We start from the raw sequence: 25,248 nt of genomic DNA on the forward strand, positions 1-25,248 counted from the left end.
CTCGGCACCGTCGTAGCGCGCACAGCCACCTCCATGGGTGCCGGTACTCACCCGCGCCGCGCTCAGCCCGGCTCCAGACGGACCTTGCCATCCCCCGCAGGCATGTGCGGCCACTCGACCGGCGACCCGCCCGCACTCAGCGGTCGCGGTCGACGGCACCTCTCGCGGCCAGTGCCTCGCCGAGCTCGTCGGCGTGGCGGAGGGTGCGGACGAGGAACGGCACGGCGAACGCCGTCACCGACTGTTGCGCGCCGCGTGCCTTCGCGGCGTCGCGGACCTCACTCGCGATGCCGGACAGGGTCGCCACCGCCTGCACGGTGAGCCCGACCAGCAGGCCGATGGTCTGTGGTCGCACCCCGAACCGGCGCAACGGCCCCGCCGCACGCTCCACAGTAGACACCATGTCGTCGACCCGGGTGGTCAGCGTGAATAGACTCGCCGCCGCCAGCGCGGCCACGAGCCGCAGGCACACCACGGCCGCCGAGTGCGCCCCGAGCAACCACCATTGCAACGCGAACACGAACGCCGACAACACCACCAGCGTGCGCACCAGCGGCAGCCAGCGCCGCGGCGGGATCCGGGCGACCGCGTAGCCGAGCACGAGCCCGCCGCACAGCACAGCCAGCCACAGTGGCGAGTCGAGCACGAACACGACCGCCGCGAGCGCGAGCACGGCCAGGAACTTCGCCCCCGCCGGGGAGCGGTGCAACAGGCTGGTGCCGGGCTCGTAGAGGCCGAGTGGGGTCATCGTGCCAGCTTCCGGTAGTACCGCAGTGCCGGTTCCGGCTCGTCGTCGGCCACTACCCGGCCCTCGTCGAGCACGACCACGCGCTCGAAGTCGTCGAGCAGGTCGAGATCGTGCGTCACCAGCAGCACCTGTTGCCGCAGCGTGCCGAGCAGGTCGGCGAACCGGCGCTTGTTGCGCAGGTCGAGCAGGGTCGTCGGCTCGTCGCAGACCAGCACGTCCGGGTCGAGCACCAGCATCGAGCACAGCGCGAGCAGCTGCTTCTGTCCACCGGAGAGCTGGTGCGCGGGGTGATCGGCGTACCCACTCAGCCCGTACTCGGCGAGCACCTCCTCGGCTCGCCGCGCGCGTTCCTGTTTGGACAAGCTACTGCCGCGAAGGGAGAACGCGACGTCCTCGCCGGCGGTCGGCATGACGATCTGGCTGTCCGGGTTGGTGAACACGAAACCGACCCGCTGCCGTACCTTACGGCCCTGCTTGCCGGGGTCGAGCCCGTCGACGCGAACGCGTCCCTCGGTGGGCAGCACGAGACCGTTGACCATGCGGGCGAGCGTGGACTTTCCGGAGCCGTTGGCGCCGACGAAGGCCACCCGCCGCTCCGCCAACGTGAGGTCCACATCGGACAACACGACGCGGTCGCCGTAGCGGTGTCCCACACCGTCGAACTCGATCACCGCACGACCTCCCACAACGTCGCCACCCCGACTCCACCGCCCGCCGAGAGCGCGGCGAGCCCGGATCGCCCGCCGGACTGGCACACCAGCCGCGAGAACAAGCGCACCACGAGCACCGCGCCCGACGCTCCCCAGGGGTGGCCGAGCGCGATGGCGCCACCGTCGGGACTCGCGGAATGCTCGTCGATACCCGCCGCGTCCAGACACGCGAGCGCCTGCCCGGCGAAGGCCTCATTGAACTCCACGACATCCGGCGTCCGGTCGAGTACGCGTTTCATGGCGGGCACGGCTGCGAGCCCGAGCCGGTTGGGATCCACGGCCGCGGTCGCCGACGCCACCAGCCGCAACCCGGGCAGCCCGCGCTCCCGTCGCAGTCGCTCGCTGACGACTAGCACGGCGGCCGCGCCGTCGTTGACCCCGCACGAGTTGGCCGCTGTCGCCGTGCCATCCGGTGTGAAGGCGGGCCGGAACCGCGCGAGCCGCTCGACCGTGAATCCGGCGCGTGGCCGTTCGTCGGCGGTGACGTCGCCGACCGGCACCAGCTCCCGGTCGAACCGGCCGGCACGCTGCGCCTGCACGGCGCGGGCGTGGCTGCGGGCGGCGAACGCGTCCTGCCGGGCTCGGGAGATCCCCGCCTCGGCGGCGACGAGGTCGGCGGCCGGGCCCATGTCGGGGTCGCCCAGCTCGGCAGGGGCGAACGGGGCGCGCGTGTACCAGGTCGGCGGTTCGGTACGCCACGCGCGGTAGGGCGCCGTCGACGCGCTTTCCACCCCACCCGCGAGGTACGCCTCCCCCTCGCCGGCGCGGATGCACGCCGCGGCCGTGGTGATCGCGGCGAGCCCGCTCGCGCACTGCCGGTCGACGGTCACGCCCGGCACGGCCACGTCCAGCCCCGCCCGCAACGCCGCCACACGAGCGGGGTTGCCGCCCGGGCCGAACACGTTGCCGAGCACGACGTCGTCGACCGTGTCCAGGCCCGCGTCGTCGAGGACCGCACGCAGCACGGGCGCGGCGAGCTCGTCGACAGTGAACCGGCGCAACGCGCCACCTGCGGTACCGATGGGCGTGCGGCGGGCCGCGACGACGACCGGCGTGGTGTCAGCGGTCGGGCCAACGTCGGCGGTCAGGCCAGGGCCGACGGTCATGTCAGGGGCTCCGCGGCGAGCGTGCCGTCGCGCAACCGCTCGGCCGCCTCGGCGCGGGCCGGTTTGCCGGACGCCGTGCGCGGCAGCGCCGTCGTGACCAGCCAGCGCCGGGGCCGCAGCCCGGGCCGCAGCGATGCCCGCGCGGCCGCACGCAGATCGCGCAGCGCGGGTGGCCGCCGCGCCTGCACCACCGCCGTCACCAGCTCGCCCAGGCGTGGATGCGGCGTGCCCGTCACCACCACGTCGTCCACGCCGGCGACCGTACGCAGCACCGCCTCGACCTCTTCGGCGGGCACGAGCGTGCCGCCGCTGGACACGACGGCCGAGCCCCGGCCGCGCACCACGAGCCCGTCCTGTTCGGACAACTCCACCCGGTCTCCGACGCTCGACCACTCCGGCGCCGGATCGAGCACGCCCTCGCGCAGGTAGCCGCTGAAGGCGAGCGGCGAGCGCACCCACAAAACGCCGTCGCGGACATCGAGCTCCACCCCGGGCACCGGGCGAAGCGCGCCGTCGTCGCGCCGTATCGCGATGAGCGAATGCTCGGCAGAGCCGTAGTACTCCACGAGCCGGGCCCCGGGGAAGGCCCGGGCGAACCGCTTGCGCAGCTCGGGGGCCACGTGGGCGCCCCCGCACACCACGGTGCCGAGCGCCGAGGAGCCGGGCCTGCGTTCGGCGTCGGCGACGAGGTCGGCCAGCATCGCGGGCACCACGTGGACGGCACAAGCGTGACGTGCCTCGCCCGGGTCCCAGCGCGGGCGCAGCCACAGACGCTCTGCGCACCACAGCGTGTGCAGAGCGCCGAAGAGGAACAGCGACGAGCTCAACGGGCCCGCCACGAGCACCGGGCCCCGGACGTGACCGAGGGCCGCGAAACTGCGCAGCCACGACGCCCGTGTGCGGATCCCGACCTTGGGCCTGCCGCTGCTCCCCGACGTCGTCGGCAGGTAGAAGTGCGGGTCGCCGCCGCACGGCTCGACACTGCCGGCGGGAGCGGGCGTGCCGCTCACCACGAGCGACGGCGCCGCATCCTGGAGCACGGCCTCGCGCTCGCGGTGTGTCCAGGTCGGCTCGGTGACCAGGGTCGCGGCGCCCAGCAGGTCGGCGCCGAGCAGCCAAGGCAGCACGTCGGGCGAGTCGACCGCGATCCGCGAACCCTCGGTGACACCCTGGCGAGCGAGCCAGGCGGCCGCCCCGTGCGCGGTCGCCAGCAGGTCGGCGGGCGGTGTGGCACCGCCGAGCACCGGGGGCGTGTTCACTCGCTGCGCGCCGCCGGACGTGCCAGGGTGCCGGGCAGCGCACGGTGCACGACGGCGGCGATCAGCGCGGTCGCCGCCACCTTGCCGAGGTCACCGGGCACGAACACCAGCGACTGCACCGCGGCGGCGCCGAGGTCGCCCGTGTACGCCCCGAGGAACGGGATGCCGATGGCGTAGTCGGCTAGCAGACCCGCCGACGTCGCGAGGAGCAGCACCGGCAGCCCCGGCCGCTCCGAGCGCTGAACGATCAGGCCGGCCACGAGCGCGGAGAGGATCCAGCCGAACAGGAAGCCGCCGCTCGGCCCCACGAACGGGGCGAGCCCGCCACGCCCACCGGAGAGCAGCGGCAGCCCGATGGCGGTGAGCGCGAGCATCAGCACGACCGCCGCCGTGCCGCGGCGAGCGCCCAGGATCGTGCCGACGAGCAGCGGTCCGGCGTTCTGGATGATGATCGGCACGCCGGAACCGCCGACGTAGAACCCCGGAAAGATCCCGAGCACGGCGATGAACGCGGCGAACACGACGACGCGGGCGAGGTCCGCGCCGGGCAGCGAGACACGTGGTGCAGGCACGTCTGGCAAGGTAACCCGCCCCACTGGGTAGTCCGAATAGACGTACGTCACCCTCGGCCCGGCCTCAGATCTGCTTGAGATCCCGCGCCAGACGGTTGAGCTGCTCTGTCGCGGCCCGGTAGGAGAACGGCGTCTCCGGGTTCCACGCGAACACGTTGCCCGCCTTGACGGCAGGCAGCTGCTGCCAGGTCGGGAACGCGGTGAGGTCGCGGGGCTGGAGGTTGCCGAAGCGGCTGTCCAGCAGGATGGCGTCGGCCTGGTACTTGCCGGCGTTCTCCCAGCTGAGCTGCTCCCAGTAGTTGCCGTCGCCGGGGGCGGCCGGCTCGACGAACGTCAGCCCCTTGTCCGCCAGGTGCTTGCTCGACGGGAAGCCCTGCGCGTTGCCCACGTACATGCCGTCCTGGGTCGCCGAGGCGAGCATCAGCTTCTTGCCGCGTGTGGCCGACACGGTGGCGCCGAACTCGGCGTCGGCCCGGTCCCAGGCCTGCTTGGCCTGGGTGACCGAGGGCGCGTCGACGTCGCCGCCGAGCTTCTGCGCGAGCGTGCGGAACTTCTCGATGCCGTCGGGCATCGAGACACCGGCGAGGTTGACGCCGATCGTCGGCGCCACCTTCTCGATCTGGCCCGCCTGCTCCTCCGGCACGTACCAGAGCTCGTTGCGCAGGTACATCACGCTGACGAGCAGGTCGGGATTCAGGCTGACGTAGCGGTCGTAGTTGAACTCGCCCCAGACGTTGCCCAGCGACTGGACGCGGTTCACGTCGACGTTGCCGACCTGCGGATCCTTCTGGCCGTTGGGCAGTTTCGAGGGGCCGAAGATGCCGATCGGCCGGACGCCGAACTCCCACAGCGCGGCCGCCGCCGTCACCTGGGCGACGATGCGCTGTGGCCGGGGACCGTCCAGCTTGCGGCCCCGGTCGTCGGTGTAGGACCACGTGTTCCCGGAGTCGGAACCGGCTCCGCCGGACTCCTCCTGGTAGCCGCACGCGGCCAGGGTTGCCGTCGCGCCGAAGGCGAGGGCTCCGCCGAGAAACCGGCGGCGGGAAATATCTGCGAGCCTGGTCATGGCGTGAGGTTAGCCTGGCCTTACCCTAAACGCCATGGTTGTGACGTCGGCGCCCACCACGCGCCGGACTCGCCGCGGCACCCGGGTGGCCGCGCTGGTGGTGGTCGTCGTCGCGCTGGCGATGGTCATCGCGGCGTCCATCGCGCTCGGCTCGAACCGGCTCTCGCTGGGCGAGGTGCTCCATGCGCTGTTCGCCTACGACGGAAGCTACGCCGACGTCGTGGTGCGCGACACCCGTCTGCCGAGGACGCTGCTGGGCATCGGCGCCGGCATGGCGCTGGGGCTGGCCGGGGCGCTCATGCAGGCGGTGACCCGCAACCCGATCGCCGAACCGGGCCTGCTCGGCATCAACCACGGCGCGGCGGTGCTCATCGTGTTCGCCTCGACCGTCTTCGGCATCACTGCGCCGTCCGGGCTGGTGTGGTTCGCGTTCGTCGGCTCACTCGGCGCCACCGCGCTCGTCTACGCCATCGGCGGTGGGCGCGGCGCGTCGAGCCCGATGCGGCTCGCGCTGGCGGGCATCGCGATCCAGGCGGCCTTCGTCGGCGTCAACCAGGCGATGCAGGTGATCGACACCCACACGCTCGACCAGATGCGGTTCTGGCTGGTCGGCTCGCTCGCCAACCGGGACCTGGCCGCGCTCGGCGGCCTCGTGCCGTTCTTCGTGGTCGGCGTCGTGCTCGCGTTGCTGCTCGGCAGAGCGCTCAACGCCCTCTCGCTCGGCGACGACGCCGCCCAGGGGCTGGGCGCCAATCCGGCCGTCATCCGGCTCACGAGCATCGTCGCGGTCGGGCTTCTCGCCGCCACGGCGACGGCGGCCTGCGGGCCGATCGCGTTCGTCGGGCTGATGGTGCCGCACTTGGTCCGCCTGGTCGCGGGCCAGGACGAACGCTGGGTGCTCGGGCTGTCGGTGCTCGCCGCGCCCGTGGTGCTGCTCGGTTGTGACGTGCTGGGCAGGCTGCTCGCCAGCCCGGCCGAACTGCAGGTCGGTATCGTCACCGACATCGTGGGCGGGATCGTGTTCGTCTTGTTGGTCCGCCGGTTGAGGACGGTGAACCGGTGACCGCCCGCCGGGTCCGGCCTGCCGTCGTGATCGCCTGCCTGCTGCTGGCGACGGCCGCGCTCGTGGTGCTGTCCATCGGTACCGGCGACTACGCCCTGACACCGGGCGAGGTGCTGCGCACGCTCGCCGGGTACGGCACCAAGGGCGACTACCTCATCGTCACCGAGCAGCGGCTGCCACGGGTCCTGGTCGCCCTGCTCGTGGGCGTCGCGCTGGCCGTCGCGGGCGCGGTCTTCCAGACCCTCACGCGTAACCCGCTGGGCAGCCCGGACATCATCGGCTTCACTGCGGGCTCGGCCACCGGAGGGGTCGCCGCCATCGCCCTCATCGGGGCGGGCACGCTCACCGTGGCGCTCGGCGCGGTGGCCGGCGGCCTGCTCACGGGCGTGCTCGTGTCCGTGTTGTGCGGCAGCCGGGGGCTGCGCAGCGACCGGCTGGTGCTGGTCGGCGTCGGCGTGAGCACGGTGCTGCTCGGGGTCAACGCCTACCTGCTCACGCGCGCGACCGTCGAGGTCGCGGCACAGGCGGTCACCTGGCAGGTCGGCAACCTCGCGGGCCGCGACTGGAGCTACCTGCCGCCCATCGGCGCGGCGGTGCTGGTGCTCCTCCCGGTGGTGCTGCTCCACGGCCGGTCCCTGCGAATGCTCGAGATGGGCGACGAGACCGCCATCGGCATCGGTGTGGACGTCGACCGCGTACGGCGGGTGCTGTTCGTGGTGGCGGTCGGGCTCACCGCGGTCGCGGTGGCGACGGCGGGCCCGATCCCGTTCGTCGCGCTCGCCGCCCCGCAGCTGGCGAAGCGGCTCACCCGGCGGCCCGGGCCGAACCTGGTGCCCTCCGCGGCCATGGGAACCCTGCTGGTCGTCGCCGCCGACTACCTCGGCCAACGGCTGCTGGACTCCTCGCTGCTGCCGGTGGGCGTGGTGACCTCGGCGCTCGGCGGTGCCTACCTCGCGTGGTTCCTCGTGCTGGGCCGCCGTCCCGCCCGAGCCGTGTCGGCTGCACCGAGACCTCGCGTGCGGACGTCCCGCCGCCCGTGACGATGCCCTCGCCGGAAATCACTCCGCGGCAGAACACCGCTGCGTGAGTAGCTCATCGCGCATGGTGGCGTGACATCGAGCGGGATCGCGGATGAAACCGCTCCGTAACGACCCTGGTGCTGTTAACCACCTCGTTGGAGTGGCAGTATGCGTTGACTCGACCAGTTTGCATTACTAGGAGTGACACAGTGGCGCGTCGAACCAACCTCCGGGCGCTTGTCCTGCTCCCCGCACTGGCGCTCGCTGCCACCGTGGCGGGCTGCGCGGAAGAGGTCAACACCGGCGGGCAGTCCCAGGCCGGTGAAGAGGTCCAGCTCATCAACGAGGGCCAGCTCACCACCTGCACCCACCTGCCCTACCCGCCGTTCCAGTTCACCCAGAACGGCCAGACCGTCGGGTTCGACGTGGACATCGTGGACCTGGTCGCCAAGGACCTCGGAGTCGAGCAGTCGATCTTCGACACCAGCTTCGAGGGCATCGAATCGGGCCAGTCGTTCAACACCGGTCAGTGCGACCTGGCCGCCGCCGCCATCACCATCAACGACAAGCGCGACCGGGTGATGGACTTCTCGAAGGGCTACTTCGACGCCAACCAGGCGCTGCTCGTGAAGAAGGGCTCCGGCATCCAGGGCCTCGAGCAGCTCCGGGGCAAGACGCTCGGCGTGCAGCTCAGCACCACCGGCGAGGACTACGCCGAGCAGAACAAGGCCAAGTACGGCTACACCACCCGGCAGTTCGAGGACCTCGCGCTGCTGCAGACCGCGGTGAAGACCGGCCAGGTCGACGCGGCGATCAACGACAACTCCGTGCTCTACGACTTCGTCAAGCAGAACCCGGACACCGAGGTCACGGCCGAGTTCGAGACCGGCGAGCAGTACGGCATCGCCGTCAAGACCGGCAACGGTGCGCTGCGCGCGAAGATCAACGAGGTGATCGACCGGGCGAAGCAGGACGGCACCTACGACCGGATCTACGAGAAGTGGTTCGGCAAGAAGCCGCAGAGCAACTGATCGCAGCGGTGCCGGCCGGTGGCCACGCGTCACGTGACCGCCGGCCGGTGTGAAACAGTACTTGGTCAGTAGCCCACCGACTGCGTTTCGCCGGTGAGGAGCCGGGCACGGATCTGCCCGGCTCCTCGCCCGCGAGTTGTTTCGAGGAGTCAGACTCATGGCGATGTCGCGGCGTAAGCGCGCGCAGACATTCCGCGGTGTCCAGTACGGCGTGCTCGTGCTCGCTATCGTGCTCCTGGCGGTGTTCGCCGACTGGGGCCGGATCAGAGACGCCTTCTTCAACGTGGACGCGGCCTCGACCCAGCTCCCGGAGATCCTGACGACCGCGCTGGTCAACACGATCATCTACACGGCACTCGGGTTCGGGCTGGGGCTGGGCATCGGGCTGGTGCTCGCCCTCATGAAGCTGTCGTCGGTGGGGCCCTACCGCTGGATCGCGACGCTCTACATCGAGTTCTTCCGCGGCATTCCCGCGCTGCTGGTGTTCATCGCGCTCGGCTTCGGTGTGCCGCTGGCGTTCAACCTGCGGTTCGACATCTACTCGACCGCGGCCATCGCGCTCGGCCTGGTCGGCTCGGCCTACATCGCCGAAACGCTGCGGGCCGGCATCCAGGCGGTGCCGAAGGGTCAGATCGAGGCCGCGCGCTCGCTCGGCATGTCACAGGCCAGGACCACGGTCACCGTGGTGATCCCGCAGGCGTTCCGGATCATCCTGCCGCCGCTGACCAACGAGCTGATCCTGCTCACCAAGGACTCGTCGCTGATCTACCTGCTGGGCCTCGTGCGCGACGAGTACGAGCTGGCGAAGTTCGGCCGGGAAGGCCTGAACCAGACCAACTCGCTGACCCCGATCCTGCTCGCCGGCCTGTGCTACCTCATCATCACCGTGCCGCTCGGCTACCTCTCGCGGTACCTCGAGCGCCGGGGCGGCCGGAAGCAGGACGAAGGACTGAAGGTGACGGCATGAGCACCCATGGAGCGATGAGTGCGGATGGCGCGGTGAGTACCGACCCGATCGTCGAGGTGACCGGGCTGCACAAGGCGTTCGGCAGGCTCGAGGTGCTCAAGGGCATCGACATGACCGTCCGGCGGGGCGAGGTCGTGTGCATCATCGGCCCGTCCGGTTCGGGCAAGTCGACGCTGCTGCGCTGCGTGAACCTGCTCGAGGAGCCGAACTCCGGCAGCGTCGTGGTCAACGGTTTCGAGATGACCGATCCCGATGTCGACATCGACAAGGCCCGGCGCACGATCGGCATGGTCTTCCAGAGCTTCAACCTGTTCGGTCACCTCTCGGTGCTCGACAACCTCACCGTCGCCCAGCGCAAGGTCCTCAAGCGCGACAAGGCGGAGGCGGAGGCCATCGCCAGGGAGAACCTGCGCAAGGTCGGGCTCGAGGAGAAGGCCCACTCGATGCCGGACCAGCTCTCGGGCGGCCAGCAGCAGCGGGTGGCGATCGCCCGGGCGCTGTCGATGCAGCCCGCGGTGATGCTGTTCGACGAGCCGACCTCGGCGCTGGACCCGGAGCTCGTCGGCGACGTGCTCGCGGTGATGCGGCAGCTCGCGGTGGAGGGCATGACCATGCTCGTGGTGACACACGAGATGCAGTTCGCCCGTGAGGTGGCCGACAAGGTGCTGTTCATGGACGGCGGCGTCGTGGTGGAGCAGGGCCCGCCGGCGCAGGTGATCGGCGCGCCGGAACACGAGCGCACCCAGTCGTTCCTGCACCGCGTGCTCAACCCGGTGCACGTCGACGAGTAGCGCCGCACGGACAGTAGAGCCCTCGTCCCCCCGGCGGTCCCTCGACCAGGGAACCGATCGCGCTGTGCGACCGTCCGAGTACCGCAAGTACCACGGTCGGCGGTTGTGTCGGGTCGTCAAGATCGGCTTCGCTGGCCCGACACAGCAGCAGGAGAGGGGCGCGGGATGCCGGTGCGTCGCCGTCTCACCGGACGCGAGAACGGAGAGGCCGAGGTCGGTCACCCGGAGCCGGATGCGCCGCCGCGACCGTTCAACCCGTTCGATCCCGACTCGGAACCGCATTACGTGGTGGACGCCGCGGAGCTGCTGCGTCCGTTCACCGAGACCGGCCCCACGGGCCTGCTGCGGTGGCGGAAGCAGTCGACGAACGCGCCGATCGTGCAGCTGGAGAACGCCTACATCCGGGGCCGGTTCGACCTGCGCGGAGCCGACTTGCAGTACCTGTTCCGCTTCGAGCGGTGCTGGTTCGAGGAATCGCCGGACGTGCGCGAGGCGAACCTGCTCGGCCTCGTGTTCCGGCGCTGCCGGCTGCCGGGGCTGAAGGCACGCAACATCCGCAGCCGCAACGACGTGCGGCTCATCAACTGCCTGGTGGAGGTCGACGCCGGCAGCGTCGACGGGGAGACCACGGTGCGGCGCGGCGACGGAGCCGAGCGCGGCATGCCCGACGCGGCCGTCAACCTCACCGACGGCGTCGTCGAGGGTTCCGTGGTGCTGACGCGGACCAAGATCGTCCACCCTCGCGGCAAGGCCGTGCACGCCGACCGGCTCGTGGTGACCGGCGCGCTACTCGCGTACCGGCTGGAGGCCGACGGCGAGGTGCGCATCCCCGGCCTGCGCACGGGCGGCAACGTCAACTTCTCCGGTGCGCAGCTGAGCAACCCGGGCGGGTTCGCGCTCAACGGCAACGGGGTCCGGGTCGGTGGCAGCCTGCTGTGCGAGGTCGACAGTTTCGGCGTGCGCACGAAGCCGCGCCGGTTCTCCGCCGACGGCATGCTGTACATGCCGAGCCTGAACGTGTCCGGGGACATCAACTTCCGGGGCGCCCGGCTCAACATGGCCCAGTCCGGCGAGCTGGTGGTCGACGCGTGGAAGACCGGCGACTGGTACGTCGACCCGCGGCCGGCGCTGATCGCCGACCGGCTGCACGTCGAGGGCAACGTGGAGCTCTCCGACCAGCTCGACGTCACGGGCACGATCCGGCTGGTCAACGCACACGTGGGCGGGTCGCTGCGGCTGGCGGATTCCCACATCCGCGTGCTGCCCAGCCAGCAGCCGCCGTACCGGGACCGGGCGGTGCACCTGGACGGCAGCGAGATCAACGGCGACCTCGACGGCAAGCGCATGCGGGCGGAGGGCCAGGTCCGGCTCGCCGACGTCACCGTGCGCGGGAACGTGCTCATCAGCGACGCTGTGTTCGCCCACCCAGCCCGCGACGTGGTGTCCGCCCGGCGCAGCCGGGTGTCGGGAAACCTGCAGCTGCGGCGGTGCTCGGTGGAGGGGACGCTGCGGCTGATGGGCATGACCGTCGGCGGCAGCATCGACCTGCGCGGCACCGACGTGACCCGGCCGGAGATCACCGACGCGGGCAGCTGGGCGGTGGACCTGCGGTCGGTGCAGGTGGCCAGGAGCGTGCTGCTCACCGCCGACCGGGAACGGCCGTTCCGGGTGCGCGGCGGCGTGACCATGGACGGTGCCGTCGTGCAGCGCCAGCTCGACCTGACCGGGGCGGAGCTGCACGGCCCGCCACGGGAGAACCCGACACCGCACGAGGTCGACGAGTCGGTCGCGCTCGACGCGGGCGACACGAGCGCCGACGAGTTCGTCCTCGCGCCGGACGTGCCGCCGCGGGGCAAGGTCGTCCTGCAGCGTTCCCGGTGCGGCACGCTGAACGACACCGAGGCGCTGTGGCACGCCCAGGGTGGGCTGGTGCTCGAGGACTTCCGCTACGACGGTCTCGCCACGCCCATCGAGCTCGACGACGACGTGACCGTCCGGAAACGGCTGGCGCTGCTGCACGATGCGATCCGCGGCTACCGGCCGGGGCCCTACGACCAGTTCGCCGCCATGCTGCGGGCCTGCGGAAACGAGGAGCACGCCGACACGGTGCTGCTCAAGAAGCAGCAGTACCGCTACGAGTCGCTCGCCAAGGGCCACCGCTTCCTCGGCGGCGGGGTCCGGCTGTGGAGCTGGTTGCAGCGCTGGATGGTCGGCTACGGCTACCGGCCGGTGCGCGCGCTGGCGTGGCTGGTGGTGCTCCTGGTGGCGGGCAGCCTGTGGTTCGGGTTGCGCAGTGACGACTGCACCACCGACACCGAGCGGTTCGAGGTGATCGGCGAGCGCTGCGCGGTGAACCGGGACGACACCGGCCTGGAGTGGAACCCCGTCCTCTACACCGCCGACCTGCTGGTGCCCATCGCCGACTTCGGCAACAAGGGCCGCTGGTACATGGCCGACGAGGACAAATGGGTCTCCACCGGGTTCACCGCGATGGGCTGGGTGCTCGCCACCACGGTCGCGGCCGGTGTCACCCGCACATTGCGCCGCAACGGTTCGTGAGCCAAGATCCACGGCCATGGCTGCACCGGACGCGCAGGGCGAGATCGACGTCGACGCACCCGCCGAGCGGGTCTACGCGCTCGTGAGCGACCCGGGTGTGCTGGCCGAGCTGGCGGGCGAGTATCACGGCCACCGCTGGCTCGGCGGTGCCACCGAGGCCAGGCCGGGGGCGCGGTTCCGCGGCCACAACCGCAACGGATTCCGGCGGTGGAGCACCACGTGCACGGTCACCGATGCCGAGGAGGGCAGCCGGTTCGCGTTCGAGGTGACGTTCGGCCCGTTGCGCATCTCCCGCTGGCAGTACGACCTCGAACCGCGCGACGGCGGGTGCCGGGTCGTCGAACGCACCTGGGACCGGCGGCCGGACTGGTTCCGCACCGTCACCGGGCCGGTGCTGGGCGTCCGGGACCGGGCGGCGCGCAACCACGCCAACATTCAGACCACGCTGACGCGGCTCAAGGCCCGCGCGGAGTCGTAACGTCGCAGCGCACGGCCGCGATGAGCTGGTGTCGTCCCCTTCCGACCCGGAAAGCCTGGCACCGCCCATGCGACTTGCCGCCTCGATCGTCGCCGCCCTCCTGCTGGCCGGACTGTGCGCGGGTTGCGCGGACGAACCGGAACCGCGGCCGACGTCCGGCTCGACCAGCTCCACGCTGTGGAAGACCGGCACCCGGCTGCCGACGGTCACGCTGACCGAACCGGCGAGCGGGCCGGTGCGCGACCGCAGCTGACCGGGCACGGCGAACATCACATCGCTCTGCCGGGGGTAATGCCTTCGCCGCGGGCACACCGGCGGGCCACGGCGCGTTGACTGGAGGCGTGAGTGTCTCGACAACGCGGCAGAACGTCCGGGCGCCCGAGCTCGCCGGAAGGGACTGGCTGAACACGGGTGGCGACCGCATCCGGCTCGCCGACCTGCGCGGCAAGATCGTCTTGCTCGACTTCTGGACCAGCGGCTGCATCAACTGCCTGCATGTACTCGACGAGCTGAAGCCGATCGAGGACGAGTTCGCCGACGTGCTCGTCACCATCGGGGTGCATTCGCCGAAGTTCCCGCACGAGGGCGAGCGCGCCGCGATCGAGGCGGCCGTCGAGCGCTACGGCGTGCGGCACCCGGTGCTGAACGACCCCGACATGGCCACGTGGCAGCAGTACGCGGTGAAGGCGTGGCCGACGCTCGTGGTGATCGATCCGGAGGGCTACGTCGTGCACGTGGCCGCGGGCGAGGGACACGGTGAGGCGCTGCGCCGGGTGATCGCCGGCCTGGTCGCCACCCACGACGACAAGGGCACGTTGCGCCGGGGCGGTAGCCCGTACGTGCCCGCCGAGCAGGCCGCCACCGAACTGCGGTTCCCGAGCAAGGCCGTCGTGACGGCCTCGGGCCGGGTCCTGGTGGCCGACACCGCCAACCACTCGATCGCCGAGTTCGCCTCCGACGCCGAGACGCTCGTACGCCGCTTCGGCAGCGGGGCCCGCGGCGACCTCGACGGCGCCTTCGACATCGCCCGGTTCGCCGAGCCGTCCGGCCTGGCGCTCCTGCCGGAGCACGTCGCCGAGCGCGTCGGCTACCACCTCGTCGTGGCCGACACCGCCAACCACAAGTTGCGCGGCATCGACCTGCGCAACGGGAGCGTCACCACGGTAGCGGGCACCGGCGCGCAGTGGCGCGACGGCACGGACTCCGGCCCCGCGCTGGAGGTCGACCTGACCAGCCCGTGGGACGTGCGCTGGTGGGACGCCGTCGACGGCGTGGTGGTCGCGATGGCGGGCAACCACACGCTGAGCGTGTTCGACCCTGTCGAGCGCACCATCCGCCGGTTCGCGGGCACCACGGTCGAGGGACTGCGGGACGGAGCGGTCACCGAGGCGTTCTTCGCGCAGCCGTCGGGGCTCGCCGTCGGCCGCGACCGGTTGTGGCTCGTCGACGCGGAGACCTCGGCGCTGCGGTGGATCGAGCGCTCCGGCACCGGCCCGGCGGACTTCACCGTCTACACCGCCGTGGGCAGCGACCTGTTCTCCTTCGGCCACCGTGACGGCAAGGCCGCCCACGCGCTGTTGCAGCACCCGCTCGGCGTCGCGCTGCTGCCGGACGGCTCGCCGGCGATCGCCGACACCTACAACGGCGCCGTGCGCCGCTACGACCCGGCCGTGGGCGAGGTGAGCACGCTCGCCAAGGACCTCGCCGAGCCGGCGGGACTCGTGGTGACCGACTCCGGGGTCCTGGTTGTCGAGACGGGCGCGCACCGGCTGTCGCCGCTGGACGCGAGCGAGACCGCCCAGGTGGACGGTGACGCGCTGGCCGTGCGCAGGCCGCCGACGCTGCTCGCGCCCGGCGCGGTGGAGTTCTCCGTGGTGTTCGTGCCGCCGCCCGGCGAGAAGCTGGACGACCGGTTCGGGCCTTCCACCCGGCTCGAGATCAGCGCGTCGCCGCCGGGGCTGCTGGCGGAGGGAACGGGCAGTGGCACCGACCTCTCCCGCACGATCCGGATCGCCGAGGGCTACACCGAGGGGGTGCTGCAGATCGTCGCGCAGGCGGCCAGCTGCGACACCGACGCCGAGCATCCGGCCTGCCGCGTCACCAGACAGGACTGGGGAGTGCCGATCCGGGTCGATGCGAGCGGAGAAGGCAGCCTTCGTCTTGTCATGGCGGGAAACCCCGCGACGTAGCATTGGACGCGTGTCTGACCCCAAAGAATCCGTGAGCCCGGACGCGAAGCTCGAAATTCAGATGTTGCACGACCGGGTGCTCGTGCGGGTGCCTGCCGAGGACGGCGAACGTCGCAGCAGTAGCGGCATCGTCATTCCGGCGACGGCGCAGGTGGCTCGCCGCCTGACCTGGGGCAACGTCCTCGGTGTCGGCAACAACGTGCGCAACGTCAAGGTCGGCAACCGGGTGCTGTTCAACCAGGAGGACCCGCTCGAGGTCGAGATCCAGGGGGACGCCTATCTGGTGATGCGGGAGCGCGACATCCACGCCATCGCTAGCGAACGTACGGAGCACGGCACAGGCTTGTACTTGTAGGCGGCGCCGACCGTGGGGAGGGGCTGGTGCACGAGGAACATGACCGGCCGCGGTGGGACGGTGATCCCGGCTCGCCCCCGGACCCCGACTGGCCCGAGGCCGGGCCCCTGTCCCACGAACCGGCGTGGCCGAACGATCCGGCCGCCCACCGCGACGATGTCCCCGCGGCGTTCTCCGCATACCCCGCCCTCCGGTACGGCGACGAGGCGGAGGGCCTCGCCGCCGACCTGCTCGAGCCGCGCGGGCCCACCGCGCCGCCTCCCGGTAGGCGGGTGCGCCGGGGCATCGGCATCGCGTTCATGGTCTTCGGCGGTTCGGCCGCGGTGTTCGTGCTGCTGTACCTGCTCGACCTGCTGATGAGCATCGGGGACGTCCCCCGCGGGGTCACGGTGGCGGGCGTGGAGGTCGGCGGCATGAGCCGGGCGGCGGCGGAGAGCACCTTGCGGCGTGAGCTGCAGCCCCGGCTCACCGATCCGCTGCCGGTGCGCGCCGGCGACGTCAGCGCGCGGCTCGACCCCACCAGCGCCGGGCTCGGTCTGGACTGGGCCGGCACGGTCGAACGGGCCGGCAGCCAGCCGCTGAACCCGCTCACGCGACTCACGTCGTTCTTCGTCACGCGCGAGGTCGGCGTCGCCGCCACGACCGACGACGAGCGGCTGCGTGCCGCGCTCGGCACCCTCGCGACCGAGCGGATCAACCACGGGGTCACCGAGGGCGGCGTGGGCTTCCGGGCGGTGGCGGGCGGCGACGGTGCGGTGCGCCCCTACGCCATCCAGCCACGCCAGGGGCAGTGGCTCACCGACTTCGACGCCGCGATGGCTGCGGTGAAGGCCGGCTGGCTGACCGAGGACGCCGTCACCGTGCCCGTGCACGTCACCCCCGCGCGGACCTCCCCCGCCGGGGTGCGAGAGGCGCTCGATCGCACGCGGCCCCTGGTCTCCGGACCGGTCACGGTGCGGGGTGCCGGCAGCACCGTCGCGCTGACACCGAAGCAGATCGGCGACGCGCTGCGCTACACGCCCATCGGGGACGGCGACCTCCGCATGGACCTCGACCGCGCGTCGCTGGAGCGGATCCTGTCGCCGCGCCTGCGCGGTACCGAGCAGCAGGCGGCCGACGCACGCATCGTCTTCGCGAGCTCCGGCCCGTCGGTCGCGCCGGCCGAACCGGGCCGGGACATCGACTGGCAACGCACGTTCGCCCCGTTCTTCCAGGTCGCCGGTCGGCAGCAGGACCGCGTGCTGCCCGTGGTCTACAACGTCCGCAGTCCCGGGGTGAGCACCCAGGAGCTGGCCTCGCTCGGCATCAAGGAGGTCGTCGGCGAGTTCACCACCGATGGGCTCGAGGGCGCCGTGGCGCAGAACGTCGAGACCATTGCCGCCGCCGTCAACGGTGCCGTCGTGCGGCCCGGCGAGACGTTCAGCCTCGATGCCCGCACCGGGTCGCGGACCGCGTCCCAGGGCTACGTCACCGCGCCACTGCACGAGGACGGCAGCGGACCGCCGGTGATCGGCGGTGGCGTCTCCCAGTTCACGAGCACGCTGTACAACGCCGCCTACCTCGCGGGTCTCGGCGACGCCGGGCACACCCACCACACCCACTACGTCGACCGCTACCCGCCCGCCCGCGACGCGGTGTCGCTGCGGGACGACGGCTCCAGCGTCGACTTGTCGTTCACCAACGACCTCGCCCGCGGTGTCGCCGTGCAGGCGTTCACGGACGGCGACTCGGTGACCGTGCGGATCTGGGGCACCAGGCAGTACCGGGTGGAGAGCTCGACGGGTCCGCGCACCGACATCGAAGCTCCGCCCGTGGACCGGCAGCTGGACGCCTCGTGCACACCGTCGCCGGGCGCGGAGGGCTTCACGGTGTCGGACACGCGGGTGCTCTACGACGTGGGCACCGGCCGCGAGGTGCGCCGGGAGACCCAGGCCGTGCGGTACGAACCGGTGGTGCGGGTGGTGTGCGGGCCACCGCCGACGAGCCCGGAGGAGCCCGAGCCGACACCGCCCGACGACCCCACCGGGACTCCGCCCGAGGAGCCGCCGCGGCCCGGACCGCCGGCGTCGCCGGATTCCCCCGGCCGGCCCGGCACCTCGGAGCCTCCGGAGACCTCTGACGAGCCGGAGACGTCGGACGCGCCGGAGAACTCGCGTACCTACTCGCAGACCCAGCCGCCACCGGAGACGTCCGAGCCTCCCGAGACGACGGAGCCCTCCTCGGAGGTCTCCGAGCCCACGGAGCCTCCGGACACGGACGACGAGTCGGCGGAGGAGCAGGACGTCACCGTCGACCAGGACGGGTAGCGACCGGGTCGTGGGCACGCAAATCGGCCGGCCGCCGAGCAGCACCGATGAACGGTGCGCCGACGGCCGGCCGATCCGAATCAGCTCGGGTGGTCGTCTACGAGGTCAGCACGCCCTGGCTGGACGCGTCGGTCCACGCGCCGACCGGGTTGGCTAGGTACGGAGCTTTCTCCGGTTCCTGCCGTACAAACCGGCGACCAGGGAGACGCCGATGGCGGCGACGACGAGCTGCGTGATGAACTCCAGCCAGTCCCAGCCGTCGGTGTCGGCGTAGCCGAGGCCACGAGCGATCGCGGTGCCGATGAACGCGGCCGCGATGCCGACCAGAATGGTCAGCCAGATCGGGATGCCCTGCTTACCGGGCGCGATGAACCTACCCAGTACACCGAGTACCAGTCCGACCAGAATCGCCGAGATGATTCCCGAGACAGCCATGGTCCTCCACTCCTGTTCCGTGTCAGCGGATGACGCATGGTGTGTACCCAACTCGCGGTATCGTAACCAGTCCACTGAGTACAAAACGGGCACTCCGGCCGCGGCAAGCGCGGCCGAAGTGCCCGTTCGTCGCAGGTCAGCGGTTGATCAGAACGCCGCCTCGTCGATCTCCATCAGGTCGTTGTCGGCGGCCTCGACGATCGCCCTGCGGGCGGTGAGCTCCGGCAGCACGGTCTTGGCGAAGAACGACGCCACGGCCACCTTGCCCTGGTAGAACGCGGTGTCCTTGCCGGCGGCGCCCGCGTCGAGCTTGCCGAGCGCGATCTCGGCCTGCTTGAGCAGCTGCCAGCCGACGAGCAGGTCGCCCGCCGACATCAGCAGCCGCACGGTGTGCTGACCGACCTTGTAGATGTTCTTGACGTCCTCCTGGGAGGAGGTCAGGTAGCCGATCATCGCGCCGAGCATGCCCTGGACGTCGTCCAGCGCCTGCTTGAGCAGCTCGCGCTCCCGCTTCAGCCTGCCGTTGCCGGCCTCCGACTCGATGAACTTGGTGATCTCCCCCGCGATGTAGGTCAGTGCCTTGCCCTTGTCGCGGACGATCTTGCGGAAGAAGAAGTCCATCGACTGGATGGCCGTGGTGCCCTCGTACAGCGAGTCGATCTTCGAGTCGCGGATGTACTGCTCGATGGGGTAGTCCTGCAGGAAGCCCGAGCCACCGAGGGTCTGCAATGACTGGATCAGCTGCTCACTCGCGCGCTCGGAGCCGACGCCCTTGACGATCGGCAGCAGCAGGTCGTTGACGCGCTCGGCGAGGTCGAGCGAGTCCTCATCGCCTTCCTGCGTCCACACCTGGTCCTGGAACGACGCGGTGTAGAGGTACACCGCGCGCAGGCCCTCGGCGTAGGCCTTCTGCAGCATCAGCGACCGGCGCACGTCGGGGTGGTGCGTGATGGTGACGCGCGGCGCCGTCTTGTCGGTCTGGCGGGTGAGGTCGGGGCCCTGCACGCGCTCCTTGGCGAACTCGAGCGCGTTGAGGTAACCGGTGGACAGCGTCGCGATGGCCTTCGTGCCCACCATCATGCGGGCGTACTCGATGACCTGGAACATCTGCGCGATGCCGTTGTGCACCTCGCCGAGCAGCCAGCCCTTGGCGGGCGTGCCGTGCTGGCCGAAGGTGAGCTCGCAGGTGGTCGAGACCTTCAGGCCCATCTTGTGCTCGACGTTGGTCACGAAGACGCCGTTGCGCTCACCGAGCTCACCGGTATTGGTGTCGAAGTGGTACTTCGGCACGAGGAACAGCGACAGGCCCTTGGTGCCGGGCTTGGCCTCGATGCCGGGGCCCTCGGGACGGGCCAGCACCAGGTGCATGATGTTCTCGGTCATGTCCTGGTCGGCCGAGGTGATGAACCGCTTGACGCCCTCCAGGTGCCAGGAGCCGTCCTCCTGCTTGACGGCCTTGGTGCGGCCCGCGCCGACGTCGGAGCCGGCGTCCGGCTCGGTGAGCACCATGGTGGCGCCCCACGCGCGTTCGATCATGATGCGAGCCCAGCGCTTCTGCTCCTCGGTGCCGTTGCGGTCGAGGATCATCGCGAAGTTCGGGCCGGCCATGTACATGAACAGGGCAGGGTTGGCGCCGAGGATCAGCTCGGCCGCGGCCCACTGCACCGTCGGGGGCAGGCCGAAGCCGCCCAGCTCGTTGGTGAGGCCGAGCCGCCACCACTCGCCGTCCCAGAGCTGCTGGTAGCTCTTCTTGAACGACTCCGGCAGCGTGGCGGAGAAGGTCTTCGGGTCGTACACCGGCGGGTTGCGGTCGGCGTCCACGAAGGACTCGGCCAGCGGTCCCACGGCGAGGTTGTTCAGCTCGGACAGCACGCCGCGGGCGGTCTCCTCGTCGGATTCCGCCAGCACGCCCTTGCCGAGACGCTCCTGGACGCCGAGGACCTCGAAGAGGTTGAACTCGAGGTCTCGCACGTTGCTCTTGTAGTGGCCCATGTCGTCGCTCCGTACGGGTTGTTCGGGTTTCCGGCTGGGACCTCCAGGTGGACTGCAACTCCTGCCCTACTCGCCGGTAACATCAGGATATTACCTGTCGGTAACCGACGGCAAGGGTGGTCCCCCGAATTGCGGCCCGCGCGAGCTCGTCCAGGCAGCCGGCTATGCCGCCTGGATCACCGTGTCTGCGGTTCCGGTCACCGTGTCTGCCGTTCCGGTAGCCGTGTCTGCCGTTCCGGTAGCCGTGTCTGCGGTTCCGGTAGCCGTGTCGGCCGTCCAGGGTGACCGGCGGCGTCTCAGACCTGCGTGTTCGGGGCCGGTACCGCGTCCCGCGCGGGTGCGCCGCCGTCCTCGGGCCGGGGAATCAGGATTCCCGCACGGAACGCCTTGGTGACCGCGTGGGTGCGATCGCGTGCCGAGAGCTTGCGCAGGATGCTCTTGACGTGCGTCCGCACCGTCTCGACGGACAGGAACAGCGTCTTGGCGATCGCCGAGTTCTCCAGCCCCTCGGCCACGAGCTGCAACACCTGGTACTCGCGCCGTGAGAGCGGCATCTGCGGCCGGTGGGCGGAGGTCAGCGCCCCACTCGATCCGGCGGGCTGCCGCTTCGGCCGGGCGGTCAGCGCCGCAAGGGACGGGTCGGTGTAGCGGCGCTCGGCGTGGGCGCGGCGGATCGCCTCGGCCAACCTGCGCGGGTCGGCCGCGCGCGGCACCATGGCGTGCGCCCCGGCGGCGGCCGCCGTGGACAGGAACTGTGCCGTCCGATGAGTCTCGCGCACCAGCACCACGATGACCAGCGCCGGATCGCCCTCGCACAGCAGCCTGACCAGGTGACAGTGCGGGTCGAACCCCGAGTCGACGATGACGATGTTCGGCCGGAGCTGCTCGCACAGCTGCAAGGACGCGTGGTGGGTGGCCGCGTGGCCGATCCACTGCAGTCCCGGAGTGCGGCTGACCAGCACGTTCAGCCCCTCCCGGAAGATCGGCACGGGGTCGAGTGCCGCAACCGTCAGAGCCCTTGTCGCCGCGGCTCCGAGACCCGGCGCCTGCCGGGCCTTGTCCATGCTGTGCGCCATTACCACTCCGTCTCCCGCACGCCACCCCAGGCGCGTTCGCTCACCGTGTCTCCACGGCCCCCCGGTGAGGTCTTCCTCGTCCCTTCCCCTGCTGGGACTCGCGAGATCCGACCCCGTGACGCTTTGGACGCCTATTCATTCAATCCATGACGGAGTGTGCACCGAATGTGGCTAGCTCGCTGACCGGACACACAGACGTGCGAACTCGATTGCGAAATCCGCGGGTGTCCAGTGGGCGTTGAGCCCGCTCGGATTGGGCAACACCCACACCGGAACCCCGCTGACCTGGTGATCTTGTTCGCCGACGACGGCCTTGGGCTTGCCGAACGCCGTCCGGTAGGCCGTGATGCCGACCACGGCGAGCCAGCGCGGGCGGTACCGGTCGAGCTTGCGGGCGAGCTCGTCGGCGCCCGCGCGTAGCTCCTCGACGGTCAGTTCGTCGGCCCGCGCTGTGGTCCTCGCCACGAGATTGGTGATGCCCAGGCCGTAGTCGAGGAGCCGGTGCTGCTCGCTCGGGTCCAGTTGCCTGGGGGTGAAGCCGCCCGCGTGCAGGGCGGCCCAGAAGCGGTTGCCCGGCCGGGCGAAGTGGTAGCCGGTCGCGCCGGAATACAGGCCCGGGTTGATGCCGCAGAACAGGACGTGCAGTCCGGGTGCGATGACGTCGTCGATCGTGCGGCCGTGTGCGGCCGCGAGCTGCGCTTTCGTAGGACGGTCCGGCATGGCCGCAGTGTGACCGTTCACGGCGCCGGGTAAGCGTGCTGCATGCCCAGTCGCGTCATCGCCGTCGTCGTGGACAGTGCGCGGCCCGCCGAGCTCGCGGCTTTCTGGCGGGACGCCCTCGGCTACCCGGCCCCGCGCCACTGGCGGGATGCCGATGGCGCCGAGTACGTCCAGCTCGACGGTTCGCCGCCCCTGCTGTTCCAGCCCGTTCCCGAGGCGAAGGCGGGCAAGAATCGCCTGCACCTCGACCTCGCCCCCGGCGAGGGCGGGGATCAGGACACCGAGGTCCGGCGGCTGGTCGGGCTCGGGGCGACAGTGCTGTCCGACGAATCCCGCCACCCGTGGGTGGTGCTGGCCGATCCCGAGGGCAACGAGTTCTGCGTGTTGCCGCCGCCGTGAAGCCGGGGGTGGCGTAACGGGCCGCTGCCTGCGTACGCTATGTGATCCGCCACACACAACGGCATCAAGGGGGATGACGTGGACCTGGCGTTGGTCATCGGCCTTGTCGTGCTGCTCCTCATGGCCGCGACCGCAACGGTCGCGTGGGAAGACCGGCGTGCGGCACGGCGGCACGCCCGGCAACGACAGGCCCGGCTGGCTGCCATGGGCGAGGTTGATCCCCTCGCGCCGGCCAGGTTGCACGCCCGGCTGCAGGAGCGCCCGCCGAACTGAGCAGCGCGAGCGCCAGCGCGGCGACGATCCAGCCGAGCAGCGCGCCCAGGGTGTTGGCCATGAGGTCGTCGACGTCGAAGATGCGGTAGGCGAACGGGGCGGTGCCGAAGTTGGCCGTGACCTGGCAGATCTCGACCAGCAGCGACAGTCCGAACCCGAGCAGCGTCGCCGCCACCACCCCGAGCTTCCACCGGGCCCGGCCGAACAGCCCGAGCGGCACGAACAACAGCACGTTCATGGCGAGCTGCTGGAACGTCTGCGTGAAGAGCGCCTCGCTCGCCGGCTGGTCGTGCTTGGTCAGCTCGATGCCGACATCGGAGACCCACTGGAACGGCACCGGCTGCACCACCTGCTCCAGCGGGGCTGTCCCCGGTCCGGGCAGCGGCAGGAACACCACCGCCAGGGCAAGGCAGGCGTACAGCGTGACCGCGGCCGTGCCGGCGAGCCGCCTCGGCAGCACCCGGCCGAAGCGCGCGTACTGACTGAGCAGCTGAGGGATCACCACGGTCCCCCAGATCACGAGAAAGCCGAGGAGACCGTAGCCGAGTGCTGTCTGCTGTGCCCACGTCATGACAACGACGCTATGGATCACGGCCGCGGCGAACCTCGGTCTAAAAGCCGCTGGTCGGTGCCCTCCTCGGCCATTCGGCCGACGGCCGTCCGGCGGTTCCCGTTTCACCAAGACCGCACGCGCCCTCCTGCGCGACACTGAGCGCATGCCGACATGGGACGACGTGGTCGCCTTCGCCGCCGAACTGCCCGAGGTCGAGGAGTCGACGTCGTATCGCACTCCCGCGCTGAAGGTCGCGGGCAAGGGCTTCGCCCGCCTCCGGACCGAAGCCGAGGGCGGGCTGATGCTGATGTGCGGGCTCGACGAGAAGGAGGCGCTGCTGGCCTCGGGTGATCCGGCCTTCTACACGACACCGCACTACGACGGCTACGGCGCGATCCTCGTCGACCTCGAGCGCGTGGACGAGGACCAACTGCGCGAGCTCATCGAGGACGCGTGGCGGATCAAGGCGCCCGCTCGACTCCGGAAGGTCCGGGGCGGCTGAGAGGCCGGTGGCGGGCGAACCACGTGATGTAGGCGCGCTGCCACGGCGCCTCGACGGCGCGGCGGTGGTAGTTGCGCCGGGTCCAGCGGAGCGCCTCGCCCGGGGACAATCCGCTCAGCGTCGCCAGGCACGCGATGGCCGTGCCCGTGCGCCCGAGACCACCGTGGCAGGCGATCTCCACTGCCTCGCCGTTCCTCGCGCGCTCATGCAGGTCGACGAGCGCGTCCGCGGCCGCGTTCCAGTCGCTCGGCAGCCAGCCGTCGACCCAACGGACCCACTCGTGCGGCCAGGTCAGCGACGCGTCGTGCCTGCGCCGGAGGACGCCGGCGCCGAGATACAGACCGAAGTCCGGCGGGGGTCCACCCGGCCACGGGCGGCGGAGCCCCCGGCCGCGCACCCACACGCCGTCGGGCAAACGGACGGCTCCCTCGAGCACGCGTGCCGTCATGCCTCGATTGTGCTGACGGTCGCGGTACCCGCCACCGGTCACGTCGGCGAAACCTGTTCGCGCTGCGCGTAACGCGTGTACGTGATGCCGCCCGCGAAAGTCCTCGCCTCGAGCAGTGTCAGATTCCGCGGGGCGGTGCCGTCGGGGAACAGCCGGCGGCCCCGGCCCTGCACGACCGGGTAGACGAACAGCCGGTACTCGTCCACCAGTCCGGCATCGATGAGCGCGTGGCAGAGCGTGATGCTGCCGGTGACCACGATGTCGAGGCCCGGGCGCACCTTGAGTGCGCGGACCTCCGCAACCGGATCGCCGGAGAGCACCGTGGTGTTCTGCCAGCCCGGGTCCGACATCGTGGTGGAGACGACGTACTTGCTCACCTGGTCGAGGTAGGCGGTGATGCCGGTGCGGTCGTCGGCCTGTCGGGGCCAGTAGCCGCGAAGGTCCTCGAACGTCCGGCGCCCGACGAGGAACGCGTCCGCCCGGCTGTCCTGCCGGCGCGTCTCGGCGAGCAGTTCCGTGTCGTCGGCTCCGGCTTGTGGCTCGAACCAGTCGTCGAGCATCTCGATGGACCCGTCCACGGTGACGTTCTGGGTGATCGCGAGCGTGCGCACGGTTGCCTCCCTCCGGAGCG

At 71.0% G+C, this 25,248-nt stretch carries 26 protein-coding genes; 13 read left to right on the forward strand and 13 right to left on the reverse strand.

Annotated elements, in window-relative coordinates; genetic code table 11:
* Nucleotides 1-136 precede the first annotated feature (136 nt).
* The 6 genes from ACFSZT_RS04380 to ACFSZT_RS04405 all read right to left on the reverse strand — a co-directional run bounded on the left by ACFSZT_RS04380 (nucleotide 137) and on the right by ACFSZT_RS04405 (nucleotide 5,461).
* Nucleotides 137-748 (reverse strand): energy-coupling factor transporter transmembrane component T family protein, encoded by a 612-nt coding sequence (locus tag ACFSZT_RS04380; protein WP_377395847.1) that lies wholly within the window; start codon nucleotides 746-748, stop codon nucleotides 137-139.
* Nucleotides 745-1,419: an energy-coupling factor ABC transporter ATP-binding protein gene (locus ACFSZT_RS04385; RefSeq protein ID WP_377395850.1), complete on the reverse strand. Its 675-nt coding sequence runs from the start codon at nucleotides 1,417-1,419 to the stop codon at nucleotides 745-747. Before ACFSZT_RS04385 ends, ACFSZT_RS04380 begins: the two co-directional genes overlap by 4 nt.
* Nucleotides 1,416-2,564, reverse strand: a complete 1,149-nt coding sequence (locus ACFSZT_RS04390; protein WP_377395853.1) for a thiolase family protein — start codon at nucleotides 2,562-2,564, stop codon at nucleotides 1,416-1,418. The genes ACFSZT_RS04385 and ACFSZT_RS04390 overlap by 4 nt, the downstream gene beginning before the upstream one ends.
* Nucleotides 2,561-3,823 carry a class I adenylate-forming enzyme family protein gene (locus ACFSZT_RS04395; protein ID WP_377395856.1) on the reverse strand — a complete coding sequence of 421 codons (1,263 nt, stop codon included), beginning with the start codon at nucleotides 3,821-3,823 and terminating at the stop codon, nucleotides 2,561-2,563. The genes ACFSZT_RS04390 and ACFSZT_RS04395 overlap by 4 nt, the downstream gene beginning before the upstream one ends.
* A complete protein-coding gene (locus ACFSZT_RS04400) occupies nucleotides 3,820-4,395 on the reverse strand; it encodes a biotin transporter BioY (RefSeq protein WP_377395859.1) in 576 nt (191 codons plus the stop codon). Before ACFSZT_RS04400 ends, ACFSZT_RS04395 begins: the two co-directional genes overlap by 4 nt.
* Before the next feature lie 64 nt (nucleotides 4,396-4,459).
* A complete protein-coding gene (locus tag ACFSZT_RS04405) occupies nucleotides 4,460-5,461 on the reverse strand; it encodes an ABC transporter substrate-binding protein (RefSeq protein ID WP_377395863.1) in 1,002 nt (333 codons plus the stop codon).
* Between the two features lie 34 nt (nucleotides 5,462-5,495).
* On the opposite strand from ACFSZT_RS04405, the gene ACFSZT_RS04410 reads away from it, so the two are divergent.
* The 11 genes from ACFSZT_RS04410 to ACFSZT_RS04460 all read left to right on the forward strand — a co-directional run bounded on the left by ACFSZT_RS04410 (nucleotide 5,496) and on the right by ACFSZT_RS04460 (nucleotide 18,219).
* Nucleotides 5,496-6,524 carry a FecCD family ABC transporter permease gene (locus ACFSZT_RS04410; RefSeq protein ID WP_377395866.1) on the forward strand — a complete coding sequence of 343 codons (1,029 nt, stop codon included), beginning with the start codon at nucleotides 5,496-5,498 and terminating at the stop codon, nucleotides 6,522-6,524.
* On the forward strand, nucleotides 6,521-7,564 hold the full coding sequence (locus ACFSZT_RS04415) for a FecCD family ABC transporter permease (RefSeq protein WP_377395869.1): 1,044 nt from the start codon (nucleotides 6,521-6,523) through the stop codon (nucleotides 7,562-7,564). The genes ACFSZT_RS04410 and ACFSZT_RS04415 overlap by 4 nt, the downstream gene beginning before the upstream one ends.
* A gap of 188 nt (nucleotides 7,565-7,752) precedes the next feature.
* Nucleotides 7,753-8,574 (forward strand): transporter substrate-binding domain-containing protein, encoded by an 822-nt coding sequence (locus ACFSZT_RS04420; RefSeq protein ID WP_377395872.1) that lies wholly within the window; start codon nucleotides 7,753-7,755, stop codon nucleotides 8,572-8,574.
* 157 nt (nucleotides 8,575-8,731) lie between these two features.
* Entirely contained in the window at nucleotides 8,732-9,541 is an 810-nt protein-coding gene (locus ACFSZT_RS04425; RefSeq protein WP_377395875.1) for an amino acid ABC transporter permease, read from the forward strand.
* On the forward strand, nucleotides 9,538-10,332 hold the full coding sequence (locus tag ACFSZT_RS04430; protein ID WP_377395877.1) for an amino acid ABC transporter ATP-binding protein: 795 nt from the start codon (nucleotides 9,538-9,540) through the stop codon (nucleotides 10,330-10,332). Before ACFSZT_RS04425 ends, ACFSZT_RS04430 begins: the two co-directional genes overlap by 4 nt.
* A gap of 165 nt (nucleotides 10,333-10,497) precedes the next feature.
* On the forward strand, nucleotides 10,498-12,891 hold the full coding sequence (locus tag ACFSZT_RS04435) for an oxidoreductase (RefSeq protein WP_377395880.1): 2,394 nt from the start codon (nucleotides 10,498-10,500) through the stop codon (nucleotides 12,889-12,891).
* A 16-nt stretch (nucleotides 12,892-12,907) separates the two neighbouring features.
* Complete coding sequence (locus tag ACFSZT_RS04440) at nucleotides 12,908-13,369, forward strand: SRPBCC family protein (RefSeq protein WP_377395883.1); 462 nt, start codon at nucleotides 12,908-12,910, stop codon at nucleotides 13,367-13,369.
* 28 nt (nucleotides 13,370-13,397) lie between these two features.
* Entirely contained in the window at nucleotides 13,398-13,622 is a 225-nt protein-coding gene (locus ACFSZT_RS04445; RefSeq protein WP_377395886.1) for a hypothetical protein, read from the forward strand.
* Nucleotides 13,623-13,710: 88 nt separating this feature from the next.
* Nucleotides 13,711-15,558 (forward strand): NHL domain-containing thioredoxin family protein, encoded by a 1,848-nt coding sequence (locus ACFSZT_RS04450; protein ID WP_377395889.1) that lies wholly within the window; start codon nucleotides 13,711-13,713, stop codon nucleotides 15,556-15,558.
* A gap of 61 nt (nucleotides 15,559-15,619) precedes the next feature.
* Entirely contained in the window at nucleotides 15,620-15,913 is a 294-nt protein-coding gene (locus tag ACFSZT_RS04455) for a GroES family chaperonin (RefSeq protein WP_377396338.1), read from the forward strand.
* A gap of 26 nt (nucleotides 15,914-15,939) precedes the next feature.
* Nucleotides 15,940-18,219: a VanW family protein gene (locus ACFSZT_RS04460; protein WP_377395893.1), complete on the forward strand. Its 2,280-nt coding sequence runs from the start codon at nucleotides 15,940-15,942 to the stop codon at nucleotides 18,217-18,219.
* Between the two features lie 153 nt (nucleotides 18,220-18,372).
* Here the strand turns inward: ACFSZT_RS04460 and ACFSZT_RS04465 are convergent, their stop codons facing one another.
* From ACFSZT_RS04465 to mug, 4 genes are all read right to left on the reverse strand, one after another.
* Nucleotides 18,373-18,654, reverse strand: a complete 282-nt coding sequence (locus ACFSZT_RS04465; RefSeq protein ID WP_377395896.1) for a GlsB/YeaQ/YmgE family stress response membrane protein — start codon at nucleotides 18,652-18,654, stop codon at nucleotides 18,373-18,375.
* Between the two features lie 147 nt (nucleotides 18,655-18,801).
* Nucleotides 18,802-20,646 (reverse strand): acyl-CoA dehydrogenase, encoded by a 1,845-nt coding sequence (locus ACFSZT_RS04470; protein WP_377395899.1) that lies wholly within the window; start codon nucleotides 20,644-20,646, stop codon nucleotides 18,802-18,804.
* A gap of 296 nt (nucleotides 20,647-20,942) precedes the next feature.
* The gene (locus tag ACFSZT_RS04475) at nucleotides 20,943-21,722 is read right to left on the reverse strand and encodes a LuxR C-terminal-related transcriptional regulator (RefSeq protein ID WP_377395902.1); all 780 of its coding nucleotides are present in this window, start codon (nucleotides 21,720-21,722) and stop codon (nucleotides 20,943-20,945) included.
* Between the two features lie 171 nt (nucleotides 21,723-21,893).
* Nucleotides 21,894-22,442 (reverse strand): G/U mismatch-specific DNA glycosylase, encoded by a 549-nt coding sequence (gene mug / locus ACFSZT_RS04480; protein ID WP_377395905.1) that lies wholly within the window; start codon nucleotides 22,440-22,442, stop codon nucleotides 21,894-21,896.
* A 42-nt stretch (nucleotides 22,443-22,484) separates the two neighbouring features.
* Here mug and ACFSZT_RS04485 point away from each other — a divergent pair, with 42 nt between their 5' ends.
* Entirely contained in the window at nucleotides 22,485-22,841 is a 357-nt protein-coding gene (locus ACFSZT_RS04485) for a VOC family protein (protein WP_377395908.1), read from the forward strand.
* A gap of 118 nt (nucleotides 22,842-22,959) precedes the next feature.
* On the opposite strand, the gene ACFSZT_RS04490 is transcribed toward ACFSZT_RS04485, so the two are convergent.
* Nucleotides 22,960-23,685, reverse strand: a complete 726-nt coding sequence (locus ACFSZT_RS04490) for a VanZ family protein (protein ID WP_377395911.1) — start codon at nucleotides 23,683-23,685, stop codon at nucleotides 22,960-22,962.
* A gap of 145 nt (nucleotides 23,686-23,830) precedes the next feature.
* Between ACFSZT_RS04490 and ACFSZT_RS04495 the strand changes: the two genes are divergently transcribed.
* Nucleotides 23,831-24,169: an MmcQ/YjbR family DNA-binding protein gene (locus ACFSZT_RS04495; RefSeq protein WP_377395914.1), complete on the forward strand. Its 339-nt coding sequence runs from the start codon at nucleotides 23,831-23,833 to the stop codon at nucleotides 24,167-24,169.
* Here the strand turns inward: ACFSZT_RS04495 and ACFSZT_RS04500 are convergent.
* Both ACFSZT_RS04500 and ACFSZT_RS04505 read right to left on the reverse strand, forming a co-directional pair.
* Nucleotides 24,129-24,617, reverse strand: a complete 489-nt coding sequence (locus ACFSZT_RS04500) for a protein-tyrosine phosphatase family protein (RefSeq protein WP_377395917.1) — start codon at nucleotides 24,615-24,617, stop codon at nucleotides 24,129-24,131. The genes ACFSZT_RS04495 and ACFSZT_RS04500 overlap by 41 nt on opposite strands.
* Nucleotides 24,618-24,655: 38 nt before the next feature.
* Nucleotides 24,656-25,228, reverse strand: coding sequence for a dihydrofolate reductase family protein (locus ACFSZT_RS04505; protein WP_377395920.1), 573 nt, complete (start codon nucleotides 25,226-25,228; stop codon nucleotides 24,656-24,658).
* Between the last annotated feature and the right edge of the window lie 20 nt (nucleotides 25,229-25,248).

The organism is Prauserella oleivorans (genome assembly GCF_042685745.1).
Lineage (GTDB): Bacteria > Actinomycetota > Actinomycetes > Mycobacteriales > Pseudonocardiaceae > Prauserella_A > Prauserella_A oleivorans.